The organism is Nitrospira sp., from assembly GCA_037045225.1.
Classification (GTDB): Bacteria; Nitrospirota; Nitrospiria; order Nitrospirales; family Nitrospiraceae; genus Nitrospira_A.
This window is the reverse complement of the sequence record JBAOHZ010000008.1, coordinates 1-19747: the sequence shown is the minus strand read 5'-3', so window position 1 is coordinate 19747 and position 19747 is coordinate 1. Positions and strand designations below refer to the sequence as shown.

The following is a 19747-nucleotide window of genomic DNA, read 5'->3' as shown; positions in this document are numbered from 1 at the left end:
ACCAACGTGATTTCTGCTGAACCTCGCTCTTAAAGCCGCCTCCCGGACTTTTGTAAGCTTCGTTTTATTGAGTTGAAATGAGCTAGATTGAGATCGTATTTGTTGTATATAAAACACTCCTGTGACACGTAGGGTTAGTACTATATAAGGCGCAGAGCATCATGCCACAGATGAGCGTAGGGGAGGTGGGTTTAATTGCCCAATGGATATTAAAGGGTAATCAATTCACATGCTTCCCCATTGGCTAAAATCATTGGGAGCTAACAACCCGTAAGGTCGAACCGACGGCCCATTCATTAAGAGGCCTCCCGAGGCCAGGGAACCAAGGTAGCGGTACCATTTACCAGATCGCGTGTGAGTGCCTACTAGGGCGCGTGCGCAAACTTGATCGTGTGCTCACGGGCATTACGATGCTGAATTCCGTCCCTTGGGCCTGAAAGTAACCCCGATTAATCTTCTAGTTCTTGTGGCCAAGGCAGGCCCCATTTGGCGTATCGAGATCGTGAATGGTCTGCACCTCGACCCATCCACGCTGACCCGGAATCTGAAGATTATGCTCACCAATGGGTGGATCAAGAGATTGCCCATGAAGAAGACGGCCGTGGCCTCCCAGTAGAGGCGAGGGCCCAAGGTTGTGACCTGCTGAATCAAATCGGTCCGTCGTGGCGAAAAGCCCAAACGCGCACGCAAAAACTTATTGGTGATGGTGCGGCACTATTACGAAAGCTTGCTTCAAATAGAATCGAAGCATCATCGGGTAGGGGACGGCTTTTTGGGGAGCATATATTATATATGTAAATATATTGATCCGATTCACAAGAAGAACATCATGAAACTTACTCTGGATAGTAAATTTTTTCCACGGTGGTGTTCCGCACGAGGCATCAACACCATAGTCCGCCGCCAGTCTTTCGCTTGCCAATTTAACCAGCGTTTGCTGTATGCTGACTAACATTCGTCTGTCTGTCTTGTCGCCAAGCTCCGAAGCAAGACCTTTAATCGCCATTGCAAGCAAATATTCTCGGGAAGCACCGGAAATCTTGGGTCCATGCGGGATGATTGCGTCCAAGGCATGCGACCGGATCTTATCTGCCCCAAAAAAGAAACTTGCTAGCTTTCCTTGCGTTCATAATTGTTCCCCTTTTTAATTACCTATCAACCACTGTTTCTTCATGGCTGTCTTATGGGTGAAGACTTTAATGAGCAATCGCTAACCGTACCAATATACATCCAGGACGGAACCGTCTGTCCCGATCCACATGCTTTCCATGCTGTTAGGAATGCGCGATACACCATGCTGATGCCGGCATTGCGTTCCCCGTGCCTCGAAAGTCAACCCGTATCATCTCCCACCCCCTTCAAACCGTAGAATCGTACTCACTCTTTCTTCCGCCTCTGCCTGCCGCAGTTCTTCAGAGAAAAAGCGTAACTGCTGTGGCTCGCCAATCGGATTGTCTTGGTCAAGAGTAGGACCGCTCGGAGTCCTAGACAGTGTAGTCACGAGATATTGAGCCAGAGGGCGAGGCAACGGATGTGGACGGCGGCAAGGAAGGACGTGCTGTTTTTGGCGTATCTTGTTGCAATGCCGCGCCATCTTTTGAGGTGCAGGAACGCGTTTTCGATCAGGTGGCGCAATTTGTAAAGGTCTTCGTCATATGGCCTTTGATTGACGCGATTTTTCTTCGGGGGAATCACGGCGTTCATGCCTTGCGCGGCGGCCTGTTCAATGATCGCGTCGGTATCATAGCCCTTGTCCGCGATAAGCTGATCTGCATCAATGCCCTCGATCAGCCTTGAAGCCTGTGTGCAATCAGCGGCGGTACCGTGCGTAATAATAACTCTGACCGGCAGACCAAACGCATCCACGGCCAGATGCAGTTTGGTGTTGAGCCCCCTTTTGTGCGGCGCATCTCCTGATTGCCGCCACGCGCTCCGGCGGCATGAGGATGAACCTTGCAATGGCTGGCGTCGATCATCAGCCATTCGTAATCAGGCGCATCAATCAAAACTTCAAGCAGCCCTTCCCAGATGCCCTTGTCCCGCCAGCGGATAAAGCGGCGGTGCGTGTTGCTCCACCCGCCGTATTCCGGCGGCAAATCGCGCCATGGCGCACCCGTTCTCAAAATCCAGAAGACCGCATTGATAAACAGGCGGTTGTCTTCGGCAACACCGCCCCAGGCGCCTTTGCGCCCCGGTAAATGCGACGCCAAAAGCTTCCATGTTTCATCGGATATATCGTGGCGGCGGTAGGCGGGGGGCGAGTCTTTCATGCGAGCCTCCTTCTGTGGCTCACCGATTCTCTCACATTTCCAATCTCGTGACTACACTATCTAACAGGCTGCGGAAAAACTCGACTTTTGCACAATACGCCGCGGGCAGCTCACGTGACCGGTTGGTATCAGAATAGCCAACAGGATGCGCAAAAAGGCCGTCCAGCAAGGCCGCAGTGAGCGAAGAGGCGAATCGTACTCTTGCCGTACGGTGAGCCTCTGAACGATGCGAGAACGCCGCTGGCGGACTTTTTCCGCATCCTGCTAGAGCCGAGCTTACATCGCGTAGAAGACGGGCAACTATATCCCCTCGATCGAGATCGAGAGTTCCAACGGTGGATCCAGCAACCATCCCTTGGACAAATATACTGTAAGGTGCCAGGCTGGCCCGCATCGTGTTCCATGAGTGCAACGACAAAAATGGCATCGTCGGGATTCTGTATTCCTACAGGTTGGCCCGTTGTGCCCAAAAAGATTGACTATATCCTGGCGAAAAATAAGTTCCACCTGCATCTACACCTTGGAATGGGCCGTATCTTGTCACCTCGAAAGTTGGGGGCGGTGCTGGGATACCGGGTCGAGTACTACGCGTGAAAGATCAACGACCGTTACCAGCACGTATGGTTCATCAGACGCAGACGAATCTTCTTCTTCCACTATTTTTCTCGACGAGCCGACCTCCGGTGTGGACCCGATCAGCCGCCGGAGCTTCTGGGACCTCATTTACGAGCTGGCCGAGCGGGGCGTCACGGTCTTCGTGACCACGCACTACATGGAAGAGGCCGAGTACTGCGACCGCTTGGGGTTGATCTATCGTGGCGAATTGATCGCGTCCGGAACACCCGACGAGTTGAAGACGCGCTTCATGCAGGACGACATCATCGAAGTGCTGTGCGAGCAGCCGCAGGAGGCGATGCTGGCGCTCGAGGGCGTCAAGGGAGTGAAGGCGACCGCCTTGTTCGGCAAAGGTGTGCACGTGGTGGTCGAGCGTCGGGCGGAGGGGGTGATGACTGGGATCGCACGCGCGCTGGCGGATCGAAACGTGTCGGTGTCGCGGGCGGAGCGGATCGTGCCGTCGCTGGAGGACGTGTTTGTCTCGTTGATCGAGGCGCGGGATCGACAGGAGCGGCCACAAGCCGAGGTGGCGGGATGAACGGGCGGCGTATCTGGGCGGTCGCCCGCAAAGAGGGCATTCATATCAGCCGGGACTGGCGCAGCCTTGTCATGGGGATCGCCATTCCCATCCTCTTGTTGATCCTGTTCGGCTATGCGCTGACCTTGGACGTGGACGCGGTGCCGCTGGTGGTGTGGGATCAGAGCGGTACGGAAACCAGCCGCCGCTTCATCGGTCATTTTGACGGCTCGTCATATTTCAGCCTGCGCCGCTATGTGCAGACCTATGCGGAAGTCGAGCAGGCAATCGATGAGGGGAGCGCTCTGGCGGCGCTGATCGTCCCGACCGATTTCGGCCCGGATCTAGCAGCGGGACGGGTGGCACGGGTGCAAGCCATCCTGGACGGCAGCGACTCGAATACGGCGACGATCGTACTCGGCTACGTGGAGACCGTGGCGCGGACCTACAATCGGGACCTGGCGATCGAACAGACTGCCCGCACGAGCGGCCGGACCGTCATGGTTCCGCTCGACTTGCGCCCGCGCGTCTGGTTCAACGCCGATATGGAATCCAAGAACTACATCATTCCGGGATTGATCGCGGTGATCATGATGGTCATTGCCGCGATGCTGACCTCGCTGACGGTGGCGCGGGAGTGGGAAGCCGGCACGATGGAGCAAGTGATTTCCACGCCGTTGAAAGGCCCCGAGCTGATCCTTGGCAAACTCCTGCCGTATTTCGGAATCGGCCTATTCGATGTGCTCGTGGCCGTGCTAATGGGCGAATTCCTGTTCAGAGTGCCGTTGCGCGGCAACGTCGCGCTCCTGTTCAGCATGGCGGCCGTCTTTCTGGTCGGCGCGCTTGCCCTCGGCATGTTGATCAGCATCGTGACCAAAGCGCAATTGCTGGCCAGTCAACTCGCCATGGTGCTCACGTTCTTGCCGGCCTTCCTGCTGTCCGGGTTTATGTACGACATCAGCAACATGCCGGACGCGATTCAGGCCATTACCCATGTGGTGCCCGCCCGGTACTTCGTGTCGCTGTTGAAGGGCATTTATCTCAAAGGGATCGGCCTGGAGCTGCTGATGCTGGAGGCGACGCTGCTGGCCGTCTTCGGCCTGCTCGTGCTCCTGGCCGCTAATCTAGTCTTCAAGAAAAAGCTTGTGTGAGCACAGGATGTTCGAACGGATCACGCACATGCTGATCAAGGAATTCATCCAGATCCTTCGCGATCCGCGAATGAGGACCGTGATTTTCGCGATGCCGCTCGTGCAGACGCTGGTCTTCGGCTATGCCGTCACGACGAATGTGACCCATATCCCGACGGCGATCTTCGATCTGGACAACAGCCGTGCCAGTCGCGAACTGGTCGCCCGGTTTACCGGTTCCGGCTATTTCGACGTGGTGGCGTATGTCGGTCGGGAAGAAGAGGCGCAGGACCTTGTGGATCGTGGTGCGGTCAAGGCGGTGCTGCAGATGAACAAAGGGTTTGGGGACGATCTCCGCGCCGGCCGGACGGCCCCGGTACAGGTCATCGTGGACGGGACGGACTCCGACACGGCGGGCATCGTGCTGAACTATGCCGGTCAAATCGCTGGCCGGTTCAGCGAGACCGTGCTGCAGACGCGCGTGATCCGGGCGACCGGTGAGCCGGCTACCCCGGCTCGGGTCAAGCTGGAGACACGCGCTTGGTTCAACGAGAATCTCGAATCGCGGAACTTTTACGTCCCCGGCGTCATCGTGCTGATCGTCACGCTGGTCACGCTCATGTTGTCCAGCATGGCGGTAGTCCGCGAAAAGGAAATCGGCACAATCGAACAAATCATGGTGACCCCCATCAGGCAGGTAGAGTTCATTCTGGGCAAGACCTTGCCGTTCGCGCTGATCGGCTTCGCCGACGTGGCGTTGGTGACCGTGATCGCCGCCTACTGGTTCGAGGTTCCCATCAGGGGCAGCCTGTTGCTCCTCGTCGGTGCGACGAGCCTCTATTTGATGAGCACGCTGGGGATCGGCTTGCTCATCTCGACCATCAGCCGGACGCAGCAGCAGGCGATGATGAGCGCGTTTTTCTATTACTTCCCTGCCATGCTGCTCTCCGGCTTCGTCTTCCCGATCGCCAACATGCCCGAGACTGTGCAATGGCTGACCTACCTCAACCCGCTGCGCTACTTCCTCGTCATCATCCGCGGGATCTTCTTGAAAGGAGTAGGGCTGGAGATTCTCTGGCCGCAGATGGCGACGCTGTTGATCCTGGGGTCGCTCACGCTCTGGGTGGCAACCAGACGATTTCAGAAGACCGCTTTGTAGAGGGAGCGGTCGATCGAGCATGCCCACATTGTGCAAGAACAGGCCATTTTCGCGGCGGGATCCCAGGAAGGGGATGGTGGGACGAGGGCTTGTTCGGCCGGACGATGCATAGACGCAGGTGACGGGAACACCGGAGAGGATATTGCCATGGTGCGAGATGGAGCCCGACCGGCAAGCGCCGTATTTCGCAACACGGCTCTCGACGACCTTGATTCGTGTCTGACGACATGCGAAATATAAGAAATGAATGCAGGTAAGGAAGGTGTGCGATGCAACAGGCAGAACATGACGAGAAGAAGGGGATGACGTCGACGGGTGTGTGGACGACCTACGATGTCCTCGCATCCCTCGGGCAACTCAAACTCGAGCCGGCCTGGCTGGAGGGCAAGGACCACACGATTATCCTGACGAAGTCTGCAGCGATGCGGGTCGTGTTACGGGCGCTGCATGCGGGGAGTGCATTGGGGACACATAAGGCGGATGGACAGATTTCCGTGCAAGTGCTCCAAGGCCGGATTGAATTTATCGCCGATGGCCGGACGGTCGAGATGAGGCAGGGGCAATTACTCGTCCTGGAGGGAGGCGCGCCCCATTCGCTGCGGGCCATCGACGAGTCGGCCATTCTCATCACCATTGCCGTCGATCGGGCACGATAGGATCACCGATGGCAGACATGAACGTACCTCCGTCGCCGCTCGATGTCGGTCCTCTGTCCCACACCTGCAGGCCAGCCTGCGTCTCCCTGCGGGAGAATCTCGTCGGGCGCCAGTACCTCGAGATGGTGTTGCTGGCTCTTGTGGGCGGCTGGGCCTATTTTGCCAACCTCCACCTGTCGTTATTGGAAGGCAGCGAAGGGCTCTATGCGGGCATCGCCGGAGAGATGGCCCGGCGGGGTGAATTCTTCGACCTCACTTACCAAGGTATTCCCTACTTCAATAAGCCACCGTTGTTTTTTTGGATGCTGAATCTCTCGACCTCGATCTGGGGCGACCACGAAATTGCCTTGCGCCTCCCCGGTTCGCTGGCCGCGGTGGGCACCATCCTGTTGACCTACGTGCTGGGGACCCAGTTGATGTCGTCTAAGGCCGGGTTCTGGGCGGCGCTGGCGGTGGCAACCAGCCACGTCTTTCTCTGGTATGGACGCCGTGTGTTGTTCGATTCGACATTAACGTGTCTGGTCACCCTGGCCCTCTTCGCCTGGATTCAGGTTCACATGCTGGGTCGCAGCTCACGTTGGTATCTGGTCGCGTTCGTGAGTATGGCGCTCGGAGCGATGCTCAAGGAGATGCATGGATTTTTCCTGCCCCTGCTGATCATGGCTCTGTATGCCGTGATTCAGCGCGACGCTCGAATGGTGCGAGACAGATTCTTCTGGGCCGGCCTGGCCTTGGCTGTCGCGCTGATGGCGGGATACGCGCAGATGCTGGGTCCCGGGTATCAGCACCATTTTCTACTAGAGAGTGCCGTCAAATCCATCTGGAACAGCGGCTTGTCCGGGGCAGCCGGGACCGCGAAGGACGGCCACCCGATTTATTGGTATCTGGGCATGATGTGGGCCGATTTCTTCCCCTGGTGCGCGCTGCTGCCGTCCGCCCTCGTGTTGTTGTGGACGCAGCGACCGCTGCGCTCGCATCCGACGGAGCTGTTGTTGCTGGTGTGGGTGCTGGGACTCTTCACGGCGTTCAGCCTGGCCACGCTCAAACGGGAGCCCTATCTGACGACCCTCGTTCCCGGCATCGGCCTGATGATCGGCTATTTCTATCATCGGTCAGACTCTTCCCCGGAAGCCTCTCGGCCGATGTCTCCGTTGTTGAGAGGTCTCCTGGTGATCCTAGCCCTTGTCTTCATCGGGGGAATGTTCTTCGGCGCCGCCCCGTTGCGTCGTCGCTGGCTGGTGTCGGCTCCGGTCGTGTCTCCCGTATTTGTCGTGATCATGGTCTCCCTGGCCGGGATGCTGCTGTATGCCGCGATCACAGCCCGCCTCCAGTTCGCGCTGCGTATGGTCGGCGTGCTTGCGGTAGCCTATATGGTGTTAGTCGTGAACTATGTGTTTCCGGCGATCGATCAGGCCGCTTCACCGCGAAAGGCCACGGAGGAGATCAAGTCCATGGCGAAGGAAGCGGGGCCGGCCATGTTTCTCTACATTCCCGGTTGGCCGAAGAACGAAGATGCCGTGTACTACCTGAAGCGGGACCAGATGGTGCCGGATCTGCAGAATCCAGAGGCGGTTCTGGCGGCGGCGCACAGCAACGGGACTATCAGAGTCATCACCGAAGAGAACCATGCCGTCATCCTGGAGAGCCGATCGGATCTCGCGACGGAGCGGATTCGCGAATTTCGGCAGCCGAGCCGCAAGCACCTGCTCCTGCTGTCCGTGCGGGAGCGAGCGTGAATCGGTCCGGCAGCGTCGCAATTCCGGGAGAAGAAGGAAGGGGGAAGTGTCGCAGAATCATGCAGGCGTTCCTTAGAGATACTTAAACGCACGTCTTGCATTCCTCGCGTGTGACCCGCAACACCACAGTCCTCTCATCGTGTTTGGCCCGAAACGCCACAATCCTCCATCTGATGCAATTTCAGCAGATCTTTCTCGACCGGTCTAACTCGTCGTTGTGTATACCGTCTCATTAAATCGTTTTCTCTTTTCTCCGCTCATGGCAGCTGAGTTGCAAGGAGAGATTCCACATGTCACAGGGCATCAGTGGGCGAACAGAGGGAGACAGCAGGTGATTCGGATAGTCGAATACTTGAAGTCATTCGTCGATCGTCCGGCAGCATGTCGGGCGATATCGTTCTCGACTGTCAGGACCTTACGTGGAACCAAATCTTCCTTCCGATCGACCGATTGAGTCGGGAGGGCAGGCTCATCCTCATCGCAAAAGGGCACGTCTCTATCAGGTTCAACGTCGAATGATAGGCTCCTCGAAGAGCGGTACCACACGAGTGTTTGAGTCGCCGGATAAGATAGGCTGCAGGGGAAGTCACGTACAGAAAACCTGACATGATCTGCTGCGAAAGCACGACCGGGCCCAGGTTTTGCCTTGACGAGCGTGTGCAAATTTTGGCAGTTATAAGTGGAAGAACGCAATCATGCCTCAAACCATGAACACATTCGTCATGAAAAAGATCGGCTCGGTGGGGATGATGGAAAAACCCATCGCTGATCCGGGACCGAACGATGCGATCGTCAAAACCACCGCCGCGCTCGTCTGCACGTCGGATGTCCATACCGTCGGCGGGGCGATCGGAGAACGCACCAACCTGACTCTGGGCCATGAAGCCGTCGGAGTCATTTACAAACTGGGCAGCGCGGTCAAGGGGTTCCGGGAGGGAGACCGGGTGGCCGTCAATGCGATCACCCCCTGTTACCAGTGCGAGAATTGCCTGCGCGGCTACACCTCGCAGTGTCAAGAGATGCTCGGCGGGTGGAAGTTTGCGAACGTGAAAGACGGAAACCTTGCCGAATATTTCCACGTCAACAGCGCGCAAGCGAACCTGGCGCCGATTCCCGCGACACTCACCGATGAGCAGGCCGCCTACTGCTCCGACATGATGTCGACCGGATTCATGGGGGCCGAGCATGCGAATATTCCCATCGGCGGCACGGTGGCGGTCTTCGCCCAGGGCCCGGTCGGACTCATGGCTACGGCGGGAGCCCGGTTGTTGGGCGCCGGCCTGGTCATTGCGGTGGAATCGGTTCCGCAGCGGAAGCAACTGGCGAAAGACTTCGGAGCCGATGTCGTGATCGACTTCACAGAGCAGGATCCCGTTCACGCCATTCTGGATCTGACGGGCGGCCAAGGCGTGGATTCCACAATAGAGGCCCTCGGGGCTCAGGCGACGTTCGAGGCCTGTATCAAGGCGACCCGTCCGGGCGGGACCATCTCCAATGTGGGCTATCACGGGCATGGAGACTACGTGCAGATGCCCCGCAAGGAATGGGGCGTCGGCATGGGCGACAAGGTCATCAGGACGGGGCTTTGCCCCGGTGGAGCAGAACGGATGAAACGGCTGATGCGCCTCATGGAAACCGGGCGCGTCAATCCGCTCCCCCTGACGACCCATCGATTCACATTCCACGATGTGGAGCAGGCGTTCGAGCTGATGAGAACGAAGGCTGATGGAATTTTGAAGCCGCTCATTACCTTTGCGTGAGGAGGCCCTTTCGCAACCTGCACCGTCGACGGTGCAGGGGCGGAGAGGTGCCCTCGCGTTGAGCGACGATCCGAATCGGAAACGGAATCGGGAAGGGAGAAGCAACCCTGTTGTCGAGGGAGTGACGGCTTATGCGTCTCAACACGTGGCTTTCCATCGTCGGCATCGGGCTGGCCCTGTTCTGGAGCAGGGAAGCGGAGACCAAGCCGTTGCCGGTGGTCCAGATTGGGATTGTCCGGGACGGACCGTCGGATCTCGTGCCGGAATTCCGCGACCTCATCCGGAAGGAGATCGTCGAACTGACCAGCCGGGAGTTCGACGTGCGGTTCCCCGACGAGGGACAGTTGCAGGGGGGATGGTCGGCGAAGGGAGTGAATCAAGCCGTCGATCGCTTGCTGGCTCAGCCTCGTGTCGATCTCATCATCGCGCTCGGTATCCTCGCCTCGCACGAAGTGAGTCAACGGAAGCCGTTGTCCAAACCGGTGATCGCTCCCTTCGTGCTCGATCAGCAGTTGCAGGGCTTGCCCTTTAAAAAGGGAACGAGCGGCGTCAAGAACCTGAACTACCTCGTATCCTTGAAGAGTTTCGATCGGAATCTCACCGCGTTCAAAGAGGTGTTTCCCTTTAGGCGGTTAAGTGTGCTGGTTGATCGCGTCCTGCTGGAAACCTTCCCGCTGTTCCAAGCTCGCGCCCGCAAGATCGCGGAAGCACAAGCGGTCCAACTCGCAGTGATTCCCGTCGATAGCTCCGGTCAAGCGGCCCTTGCCGCAATCCCTCCGAACACGGAAGCCGTGTACCTGTCGCCGCTGGTACGCCTCCCTTCGGCCGAATTCGACCACCTCGTGGCCGGTCTCACGGCTCGTCGTCTCCCCAGCTTTTCGTCCTCGGGACAGCGCGACGTCCAACGAGGCGTGTCCGTCGCCCTGTCGCCTGAGTTGGATGTGCGCCGAATGGCGCGGACGATTGCAGCGAATGTCCAGCGCATTCTCTCGGGAACCGACGCAGGACGGATTGAGACCGCCTTTGCTCAGGGCGAGCAGCTCTCCATCAACATGGCGACGGTGCGGGCCATCGACAAGTGGCCGAGTTTCCAAGTGCTCAGCGAGGCGGAGCTGGTGAACGAGGATGTCACCAATACCTCGCGACGCCTCGCATTATTCGATGCGGTACGCCACGCCATGGAAGGGAACCTGGACCTGGCTGCCGCGAACCGGAAGGTGGAGGCGGGACTCGGGCAGGTCGGTCAGGCACGGTCCGGCCTTCTGCCTCAGGTCCTCGTGGGCACCTCCGGCGTCCTCAACGGTCGAGGCCCCGACACATTTGGGACAGGCGGGACCCCCGGGCAAGCGGCCATCGCCATCGGCGGATTCCGCCAGCTCCTCTATTCGGACGATGCCTGGTCCCGTTATACGGTCGAGCAGAAGACGCAACTGTCGCGTGAAGAGGAGCGGAACCAGTTGCGACTGGATACCGCTCAAACTGCCGCGGTCGCCTATCTGACCGTGCTTCGGACAAAGACCGTGCAACGTATCCAAAAAGACAATCTCAAGCTGACGCGTTCCAATCTCGATTTGGCCGCCGCCCGTGAATCCGTCGGCTATGCCTTGCGGGACGAGGTCTTTCGATGGGAAGCAGAGGTGGCCAACGGACAAAAATCCGTCCTGTCCGCCGCGGCGCAAGAACGGCAGGCGGAGGTGTCCTTGAACCGAGTGCTCAACCGGCCCTTGGAGGAAACGTTTTCCACGGTGGAGCAAACCCTGGAAGATCCCGCTCTGCTGGGCGATACGCGTCAGCTGTTCGAGTACATCGAGAACCCGCGGGGGTTTCAGGTGTACCGAGACTTCGAAGTCGAAGAAGGGATCAAGGCGGCTCCCGAGTTGCGGCGGCTGGATGCGTTGATCGCGGCGAAGGAACGGACCCTCACGAACGCCCAACGAGCCTTTTGGGTCCCGGAGATCGCCCTGCAGGGCGCAGGGTTCCAGCAGTATGCCCAAGGGGGAGGCGGCGCGGGGAGCCTGACCGTTCCGCTAGGGCCGGTCGGCTTTGCACAGACGCAGAACAATTTTTATGTGGCGAGTATCGGCCTGACTTTTCCGCTGTTCCAAGGCGGGAATAAAAGCGCCACTGCGTTGAAGGCCCGTGAAGAACTGCGCCAGATTCAGATCGAACGGACCGCAGCCGCACAACAAGTGGATCAGCGAGTCCGCACGGCGCTGTATCAAACCGGTGCTTCATTCCCCAGCATCCGACTCTCGCGGAAAGCGGCCGAGTCGGCCCGCAAGAACTTGGATCTCGTTGTGGACCAGTACTCGAGGGGAGCGGTCGACATCATCAAGCTGCTGAATTCGCAGAACGCCGCGATAGCGGCGAACGAAGCGGCGGCCAACGCCGTGTACGATTTCCTGATCGATTTGATGGGGGTGCAGCGGGCGGTGGGACAGATGAGCTTCTTTCAGAGTTCGGAAGAGCGGACCGCCTGGTTCGAGCGGTTGAAGTCGTTCTATATGAACGCCGGGGTGTCGCCGGTGGCGCACCGACAACAACGCAACTGATTGCCAGAGGGTGAGCCCATGCCGAATCCGAACATGACCCGACGCCTCATCGGAGGCACCGTCCTCATCCTGTTGATCGCGGCGGGAACGTCCGTATGGTGGTTCTATCTCCGTACTCCGCCGCTGATCGGATTCGGCAGCGGGAATGGACGGCTCGAAGTGCAGGAGATCGATGTGGCCACCAAGTTTCCCGGCCGCATTGCGGCGGTGCTGGTCGATGAAGGCAAGACGGTTCAAGCCGGGGAAGCGCTGGCGCGCATGGACACCAGTTCCCTGAACGCTCAGTTGAGAGAGGCGCAGGCGCAAATCCAGCGATCCAGACAAGGCAAAGTCACGGCCCAGGCGGGAATCGCTCGACAGCGAAGCGAAGAGTTGTTGGCTGAGCGGGATCTGGAGCGGGCGCAGGCGCTGTACGTCAACGCCAACATCTCCGTGAAGGACTACGACCGCGCCCAGGCTCAGATGAAAACGGCCAAGGCCGCCACCTCCCAGGCCGAGGCCCAACTGGCCGAGGCGGCAGCGGCCATCGAGGCGAGCCTCGCCCAAATGGATCGGATTCAGGCCGACCTCAAGGAGAGCGTGCTGCTGGCCCCGCGGAGCGGCCGGGTCCAATTCCGGTTGGCCGAACCAGGCGAGGTGCTGGCGGCCGGAGGAAAGGTCTTGACGCTCATCGATCCGACCGATGTCTACATGACGGTGTTCCTGCCCGCCGCGGTGGCGGGGAAAATAGCGCTGGGAGCCCAGGCGAGGATTACACTCGATGCGGCGCCGGATCTCGTCATCCCCGCGGCGGTTTCGTTTGTCGCGGATAAGGCGCAGTTCACCCCGAAGGAGGTGGAGACCAGGTCGGAACGCGAGAAGCTGATGTTTCGGATCAAAGTCAAAATCGATCCGGAGTTGGTCAAAGGCCATGAAGCCCTCGTCAAACCGGGACTTCCCGGGGTGGCCTATGTGCAACTCGACTCCGCCGCTCCATGGCCCTCATATCTTCACACGAAGCTCGTCCCATGAGTGCATCATCGACCATAGTGGCTCGTCTTACCGATGTGACCCATCGGTATGGGGACACCACTGCCGTGGATGGGGTGACGTTGGACATTCCGGCCGGAGGCATGGTGGGGTTCCTCGGGCCGGACGGAGTCGGCAAATCCAGTCTGTTGGGTTTGCTCGCCGGCGCGAAAAAAATTCAAAGTGGTCGGGTCGACGTCCTCGGTGGCGATATGGGGACGGTGCGCCATCGCACCGAGGTCTATCCGCGAATCGCCTATATGCCTCAGGGATTGGGAGGCAACCTCTATGCGACCCTCTCCGTGTTCGAAAACGTGGATTTCTTCGGCCGCCTATTCGGGCAGAACCGTGAGGAGCGCGAATGGCGGATCAAGGACTTGCTGCACAGCACGGGGTTGACACCGTTTCGGGACCGTCCCGCCGGGAAGTTATCGGGCGGCATGAAACAGAAACTGGGCTTATGTTGCTCGCTGATTCACGACCCCGATCTGTTGATTCTGGATGAACCGACCACCGGAGTTGATCCGTTGTCGCGCCGGCAGTTCTGGGACCTTGTTGATCGGATCAGGAAGCGGCGCGCGGGGATGAGCGTACTCGTGGCCACCGCCTACATGGAGGAGGCTGAGCGATTCGACTGGCTGGTGGCCATGGACGCGGGGAAGGTCCTTGCGACAGGGAGCCCGGCGGAACTGAAGGGTCGCCTGAACGTCCGCACGTTGGAAGACGCCTTTGTCTCATTGCTCCCCGAAGAGAAACGCCGGGGCCACAGCGCCATCGCGATACCTCCCCGCCGGAGACACGAGGGCCCGCCGGCGATCGAAGCGCATGAACTCACGATGCGGTTCGGCACGTTTACGGCGGTCGATCATGTGAGTTTTCGCATCGAGCGCGGCGAGATCTTCGGCTTCCTCGGGTCGAACGGCTGTGGCAAGACCACCACGATGAAGATGCTCACCGGCCTGCTGCCCGCATCGGAAGGAGATGCCAGGCTGTTCGACCGGCCGGTGAACGCCCAGGATCTGGAGACACGCAAGCGTGTCGGCTTCATGTCCCAGGCGTTTTCTCTCTACAGCGAACTCACGGTGCGGCAAAACCTGGAGCTGCATGCCCGCCTCTTCCACCTCCAGCCGGAGAAGATCCCAGGACGCGTGTCCGAACTCACCCAGCGGTTTAAGCTGAAAGACTATTTGGATGATCTGGCGGAGGCGCTGCCGTTGGGAATTCGCCAACGTCTCTCCCTCGCCGTGGCGGTGGTCCACCAGCCGGAGGTGTTGATCCTGGATGAGCCGACATCCGGCGTCGATCCGGTCGCTCGCGACGGGTTCTGGGAATTGCTGATCGAACTCTCCCGCAAGGACAACGTGACGATCTTCATCTCCACCCACTTTATGAACGAAGGGGAACGTTGCGACCGTATCTCGCTGATGCACGCGGGGCGTGTGCTGGTGAGCGACACGCCCGAAGGCGTGATCCGTACTCGCGGCGTTGCGAACCTCGAGGAGGCCTTTATCGGCTATCTCGAAGAAGCAAGCGGAGAGGCGACCCAGAAAGAGGGTATTGAGGAAGCCGCCCGGACAATGCCTTCCGCAGCGGGACCCGCACGAGCTGATCGTGGCAGGGCGTTCAGCCCCATGCGGCTGTTCGCCTATGCCCACCGCGAGGCCATGGAGCTGAAACGGGACCCCATCCGGCTTACGTTCGCGCTGCTGGGATCGGTGCTGCTCATGTTCATTCTCGGGTATGGCATTACCATGGACGTGGAGGACCTGCGCTTCGCCGCCCTGGACCGTGACCGAACGCCGCAGAGCCGGGACTACATTCAGAATCTCGCCGGCTCACGCTACTTCATCGAGCGTCCGTTCATCACCGATGATGCGGAACTGGACCGGCGGATGCGCAGCGCCGAGTTGAGCGTGGCGATCGAGATCCCTGAGGGGTTCGGACGGGATCTGAAGCGAGGGCGCCGGACCGAGGTCGGCGTGTGGGTCGACGGCGCCAGTCCGTTCCGGGGCGAGACCATCAAGGGATACGTACAAGGCATGCACTATCAGTACCTCGCCGACCTCGCCCGTCGCACGGATGGCGCTCAGCCACAGACCGGCCTCGCCGATCTCGAGATGCGCTACCGCTACAACCAGGACTTCAAAAGTCTGGAATCGATGGTTCCGGCGGTGATTCCGCTGTTATTGGTTTTCATTCCGGCTCTCATGACGGCCCTCGGCGTGGTGCGGGAGAAAGAGCTCGGCTCCATCACGAATCTGTATGTGACGCCGGTCACACGCCTGGAGTTCCTGCTGGGAAAACAGCTCCCCTACGTCGCCCTCAGCATGGTCAGCTTCTTCGGCCTCGTCGCCTTGGCGGTCGTGGCGTTCAACGTGTCTCTCAAGGGAAGTTTTATCACGCTGACGTTGGGAGGAGTTCTGTATGTGATCGTCACGACGGGAATCGGCTTGCTGATGTCCGCGTTCACCCGTAGCCAGATCGGTGCAGTGGCCGGGACAGCGATCTTGACGATGCTGCCCACGGTCCAGTTTTCGGGGTTGACCGATCCGGTGTCCTCGCTTGAGGGGATCGGCGCACTTATCGGCCAGGTCTGGCCGGCGACCTATTTCCTCGTGATCAGTCGCGGGACCTTTACCAAGGGCCTAGACTTCTGGGACCTCTATGGGTACCTGATGGCCTTGGCGATTTTCATCCCGGTCTTGACTCTGCTCAGCGTGGTCTTGCTGAAAAAACAGGGCACATGAAGATGACGCACGTATCCAATATCATCCAGCTGGGGCTCAAAGAATTGCGCAGCCTGGGGCATGACAAGATTCTGGTCTTCTTCATTCTCGCGAGTTTCTCGATCATGATTTATTCGGCTGCGACGGCTCAATCCCGAGAGCTGCATAACGCGCCGATCGGCATCGTCGACGAGGATGCGTCGCCGCTCTCGGCTCGCATCATCAGCGCCTTCTATGGTCCCTATTTCAAACAGCCGCGACTGATCTCGATGGACGAGATCGACCCTGGCCTGGATGCCGGGGAGTACACGTTTGTGCTCGATATCCCTCCGGACTTTCAAAAGGACGTGCTTGCCGGCAAGCACCCGGCGCTTCAGGTCAACATCGATGCCACGCGGATGACGCAGGCCTTCATCGGCGCGAATTACATCCAAAACATTGTGACGGGTGAAATCGCCGAAGTTGTCCAGCGCCATCGGACCGGGACCGTGCTGCCGATTACGCTCGCGATACGTGTGAAGTTCAATCCCAACCTGAGCGGCGTTTGGTTCGGCGGCGTGATGGAGATCATCAGCCAGGTGACGATGTTGTCGATCATCCTGACCGGTGCCGCCCTGATTCGGGAACGCGAGCACGGCACACTCGAGCATCTGATGGTCATGCCTCTCGCTCCCTTTGAGATCATGGCGGCCAAGGTGTGGGCGAACGGCTTCGTCGTATTGATCTGTACCGGGTTGTCCTTGCGGTTCGTCGTGCAGGGAGCCTTGGGGGTTCCCATCGCTGGTTCCGCCCCGTTGTTCCTGTTCGGGGCGATGCTGCACCTGTTCTCCACGACCTCGATGGGCATCCTCATGGCGACGGTCGCTCGCTCGATGCCGCAATTCGGGCTGCTGATGATTCTCGTCATCCTGCCGTTGCAGATGCTGTCCGGTGGCATCACACCGCGCGAGAGCATGCCGGAGATCGTGCAGACCATCATGCTGGCGGCGCCGACCACGCATTTTACGAGTTTGGCTCAGGCCATCCTGTACCGCGGCGCCGGCTTCGACGTGGTCTGGCCGCAGTTTGCGGCGATCATCGGAATCGGCGCCGTATTTTTTGCCGGGGCTCTGTTACGTTTCCGCGCAAGTTTGGCCGCAGAACGATGACAGGCTCGCTTCGAGGTTTTTGCCGGAGTCGGATCACATGCGGAACTTTCTCGACGCAGCAATCGGTCAAGAGCACTCTCGTCGTCTTTCGCGGCTTGCGCAATGCACGGTCCTTGCGCTGCTCTCCCTCAGTCACCATGGTCCGGCCACTGCCGAGGAAACGACCCATGGTGATTGTCGCTATGAAGGAATCGGCACGGTCTCTTCAAGCGACGGTTCGTCCGCGATGGAAGCCTTTCCCGAAAACGACGTCTTTCGTCCGCTCTGGGCCGATCCGAAACAGCCGCAGTTTTTTGCCTCCTGGCAGGCGACCCGCATCCGCTCCAACAACACCTCTGCCAATCTCGGATCGGTCGGGTTCGGCGATAACTTCGGTCTCATCGGACGGCGGAACGGTTGCAACGGCTGGCAGGTCGGCATTCTCGCCGGTGTCTTTGCGCAGTTCGATATGGATGCCGCTTCCTCCGACCTCATCAATGCTGACTACATAATCGGGATTCCTGTCTCGTGGCGGAGCGGACTCATCTCCGCCCGCGTGCGGCTGTACCATCAGAGCAGTCACCTGGGCGATGAGTTTCTCTTGGGCAGACCAGGATTCAATCGGGTGAACCTGAGCTTCGAGGCGGTCGAGGCGATCGTGTCCCTCGACGCGCCGGGAGGGTGGGGACGGGTGTACGCCGGCGGAAGCACGTTGATTCACCGGGAACCGGCCACCCTGGACCGGAACGGGGTGCACTGGGGAATAGAGTTACGAGGACCAACCATCGTGGCCCCGATCTTGGCGGGATCACTGCCTCGACTTCGTCTGACTCCGGTCCTCGGCACGGACTTTCAGACCTTCGAGGAACTTCATTGGATCATCAATACCAACGTCATCGGCGGTGTGGAATGGTCGAAGGCCGGCACCGACCGCCGCTTCAGGTTGCTCCTGAACTATTATCACGGTGTCGCTCCCTACGGGCAGTTCTTCGCCCAAAAGATCGAGATGGTCGGTGGAGGACTGTATCTGTCGTTTTGACCGAGAGCTGACCGAAAGGAGTGATGTATGGACCAGGCGAGAGAGACTACCGATATCGCGACGATCGGTGAAGGGGAGACGAAGATGAACGCAGTAGTTCATACGCTGCTTATCCTCATCGTCCTCATGGGCGCATGCGAGGGTGGCGTCATGGCGGCAAAAGAGTCTGCTGTCCCAGGTAAGCAGCTCTACGTGAAGTACTGCATGGTCTGCCATGGTGCCAGTGGAAAGGGAGACGGCCATCGGTTGTTCAACCCACCGCCTGCCGATCTAACCTCCGCCTCCGTTCGGAAGAAACTCGATAGTGACTTGCTCAAGACGATCCATGATGGGAGGACGAATACCGCGATGGGAACCTGGCAGTGGGTACTGTCCGATGAGGAGGCCCGTGAAGTGCTCGCGTATGTGCGCTCGCTTCCACAGTGAAGCAAAAGGCAAGAAGCGACAGAACTTCACCATGGCAAACCTGTGGGAATCGGACCAGGCGGGCACGGCATGGCTCCTCGTCTGCACGTTGAACAGAAGATCCAGCCAAAGGAAGGAGTCAGGCTTATGGGCAGAGTGTCGCAGAAAGGATTGAGCCGGGAGTTGCTGCGAAAGATGGACGCGTACTGGCGCGCGGCCAATTATCTCTCCGTCGGCCAAATTTACCTGTACGACAATCCGCTGCTGAAACGGCCGCTCAAGCGCGCGCACATCAAGCCGCGGTTGCTCGGTCATTGGGGGACGACCCCTGGTCTGAACCTCATCTATGTTCATCTCAACCGGCTCATCAAGGAACAGGACCTGAACGTCATCTATATCACCGGCCCGGGACACGGCGGGCCCGGCCTGGTGGCCAACGCCTACCTTGAGGGGACGTATAGCGAGGTGTACCCCAACATCTCCCAGGATGAGGAAGGCATGAAGCGGCTGTTCACCCAGTTCTCGTTCCCCGGCGGAATCCCGAGTCACGTCGCGCCGGAGACCCCCGGCTCCATTCACGAGGGCGGCGAGCTGGGGTACTCCCTCTCACATGCGTACGGGGCAGCGTTTGATAACCCGGAGTTGATCGTCGCCGCCGTGGTGGGCGACGGCGAAGCGGAAACCGGTCCGCTTGCGACGAGTTGGCATTCCAACAAATTTCTCAATCCCGCCCGCGACGGAGCCGTGTTGCCGATTTTGCATTTGAACGGCTACAAGATCGCCAATCCCACGGTGCTCGCGCGGATTCCCGAGGAAGAGCTGACCCTCCTGTTCCGCGGCTACGGCTATACCCCCTATGTCGTCAAAGGCAACGATCCGATGTCGGTCCATCAGCAAATGGCCGGGACGCTGGATGCCGCGATCGCGGAGATCAAGCGCATTCAAACCCGTGCGCGGACACAGGGACTGAAGACACGTCCGAGTTGGCCGATGATCATCCTCCGCACGCCGAAAGGGTGGACCTGTCCGAAGGAAATCGACGGCAAG

At 59.1% G+C, this 19747-nt stretch carries 16 protein-coding genes; 14 read left to right on the top strand and 2 right to left on the bottom strand.

The features are described 5' to 3' along the window. Positions 1 to 694: 694 nt before the first annotated feature. A complete protein-coding gene (locus V9G17_00695; protein ID MEI2751091.1) occupies positions 695 to 1069 on the bottom strand; it encodes a hypothetical protein in 375 nt (124 codons plus the stop codon). 428 nt (positions 1070 to 1497) lie between these two features. Continuing rightward, positions 1498 to 2270, bottom strand: a protein-coding gene (locus V9G17_00690; protein MEI2751090.1) for an IS5 family transposase whose coding sequence is annotated in 2 segments (ribosomal slippage) — positions 1498 to 1889 and positions 1889 to 2270 — 774 coding nt in all. Because the reading frame shifts where the segments join, the coding sequence is not laid out codon by codon here. A 462-nt stretch (positions 2271 to 2732) separates the two neighbouring features. Between V9G17_00690 and V9G17_00685 the strand changes: the two genes are divergently transcribed. The 14 genes from V9G17_00685 to V9G17_00620 form a co-directional block, all read left to right on the top strand. Beyond that, a complete protein-coding gene (locus V9G17_00685; protein MEI2751089.1) occupies positions 2733 to 2864 on the top strand; it encodes a hypothetical protein in 132 nt (43 codons plus the stop codon). A 64-nt stretch (positions 2865 to 2928) separates the two neighbouring features. Continuing rightward, entirely contained in the window at positions 2929 to 3423 is a 495-nt protein-coding gene (locus tag V9G17_00680) for a DUF4162 domain-containing protein (protein MEI2751088.1), read from the top strand. Next, on the top strand, positions 3420 to 4553 hold the full coding sequence (locus V9G17_00675; protein MEI2751087.1) for an ABC transporter permease: 1134 nt from the start codon (positions 3420 to 3422) through the stop codon (positions 4551 to 4553). The genes V9G17_00680 and V9G17_00675 overlap by 4 nt, the downstream gene beginning before the upstream one ends. 7 nt (positions 4554 to 4560) lie before the next feature. Continuing rightward, positions 4561 to 5691 (top strand): ABC transporter permease, encoded by a 1131-nt coding sequence (locus tag V9G17_00670; GenBank protein MEI2751086.1) that lies wholly within the window; start codon positions 4561 to 4563, stop codon positions 5689 to 5691. A gap of 269 nt (positions 5692 to 5960) precedes the next feature. Continuing rightward, positions 5961 to 6347, top strand: a complete 387-nt coding sequence (locus V9G17_00665; protein ID MEI2751085.1) for a cupin domain-containing protein — start codon at positions 5961 to 5963, stop codon at positions 6345 to 6347. A gap of 8 nt (positions 6348 to 6355) precedes the next feature. Continuing rightward, entirely contained in the window at positions 6356 to 8083 is a 1728-nt protein-coding gene (locus tag V9G17_00660; GenBank protein ID MEI2751084.1) for a glycosyltransferase family 39 protein, read from the top strand. 695 nt (positions 8084 to 8778) lie between these two features. Continuing rightward, complete coding sequence (locus V9G17_00655) at positions 8779 to 9843, top strand: NAD(P)-dependent alcohol dehydrogenase (protein MEI2751083.1); 1065 nt, start codon at positions 8779 to 8781, stop codon at positions 9841 to 9843. 131 nt (positions 9844 to 9974) lie between these two features. After that, positions 9975 to 12395: a TolC family protein gene (locus V9G17_00650; protein ID MEI2751082.1), complete on the top strand. Its 2421-nt coding sequence runs from the start codon at positions 9975 to 9977 to the stop codon at positions 12393 to 12395. Positions 12396 to 12413: 18 nt separating this feature from the next. Continuing rightward, on the top strand, positions 12414 to 13406 hold the full coding sequence (locus tag V9G17_00645; GenBank protein MEI2751081.1) for an HlyD family efflux transporter periplasmic adaptor subunit: 993 nt from the start codon (positions 12414 to 12416) through the stop codon (positions 13404 to 13406). Then, a complete protein-coding gene (rbbA, locus tag V9G17_00640) occupies positions 13403 to 16150 on the top strand; it encodes a ribosome-associated ATPase/putative transporter RbbA (protein ID MEI2751080.1) in 2748 nt (915 codons plus the stop codon). Before V9G17_00645 ends, rbbA begins: the two co-directional genes overlap by 4 nt. Then, positions 16147 to 17277: an ABC transporter permease gene (locus V9G17_00635; protein ID MEI2751079.1), complete on the top strand. Its 1131-nt coding sequence runs from the start codon at positions 16147 to 16149 to the stop codon at positions 17275 to 17277. Before rbbA ends, V9G17_00635 begins: the two co-directional genes overlap by 4 nt. Positions 17278 to 17314: 37 nt before the next feature. Next, positions 17315 to 18295 (top strand): DUF1207 domain-containing protein, encoded by a 981-nt coding sequence (locus tag V9G17_00630; protein ID MEI2751078.1) that lies wholly within the window; start codon positions 17315 to 17317, stop codon positions 18293 to 18295. Between the two features lie 27 nt (positions 18296 to 18322). Next, positions 18323 to 18721, top strand: coding sequence for a cytochrome c (locus tag V9G17_00625; protein ID MEI2751077.1), 399 nt, complete (start codon positions 18323 to 18325; stop codon positions 18719 to 18721). 126 nt (positions 18722 to 18847) lie between these two features. After that, positions 18848 to 19747, top strand: a 900-nt coding sequence (locus V9G17_00620) for a phosphoketolase (GenBank protein ID MEI2751076.1), incomplete at its 3' end; no start/stop codon positions are given.

Excerpts from the sequence above, each read along its gene's own strand:
- V9G17_00670 (MEI2751086.1), top strand. The coding sequence starts at position 4,561 with ATGTTCGAACGGATCACGCACATGCTGATCAAGGAATTCATCCAGATC.
- V9G17_00655 (MEI2751083.1), top strand. The coding sequence starts at position 8,779 with ATGCCTCAAACCATGAACACATTCGTCATGAAAAAGATCGGCTCGGTG.
- V9G17_00625 (MEI2751077.1), top strand. The coding sequence starts at position 18,323 with ATGGACCAGGCGAGAGAGACTACCGATATCGCGACGATCGGTGAAGGG.
- V9G17_00645 (MEI2751081.1), top strand. The coding sequence starts at position 12,414 with ATGCCGAATCCGAACATGACCCGACGCCTCATCGGAGGCACCGTCCTC.
- V9G17_00650 (MEI2751082.1), top strand. The coding sequence starts at position 9,975 with ATGCGTCTCAACACGTGGCTTTCCATCGTCGGCATCGGGCTGGCCCTG.
- V9G17_00660 (MEI2751084.1), top strand. The coding sequence starts at position 6,356 with ATGGCAGACATGAACGTACCTCCGTCGCCGCTCGATGTCGGTCCTCTG.
- V9G17_00630 (MEI2751078.1), top strand. The coding sequence starts at position 17,315 with ATGCGGAACTTTCTCGACGCAGCAATCGGTCAAGAGCACTCTCGTCGT.
- V9G17_00635 (MEI2751079.1), top strand. The coding sequence starts at position 16,147 with ATGAAGATGACGCACGTATCCAATATCATCCAGCTGGGGCTCAAAGAA.
- V9G17_00675 (MEI2751087.1), top strand. The coding sequence starts at position 3,420 with ATGAACGGGCGGCGTATCTGGGCGGTCGCCCGCAAAGAGGGCATTCAT.
- rbbA (MEI2751080.1), top strand. The coding sequence starts at position 13,403 with ATGAGTGCATCATCGACCATAGTGGCTCGTCTTACCGATGTGACCCAT.
- V9G17_00665 (MEI2751085.1), top strand. The coding sequence starts at position 5,961 with ATGCAACAGGCAGAACATGACGAGAAGAAGGGGATGACGTCGACGGGT.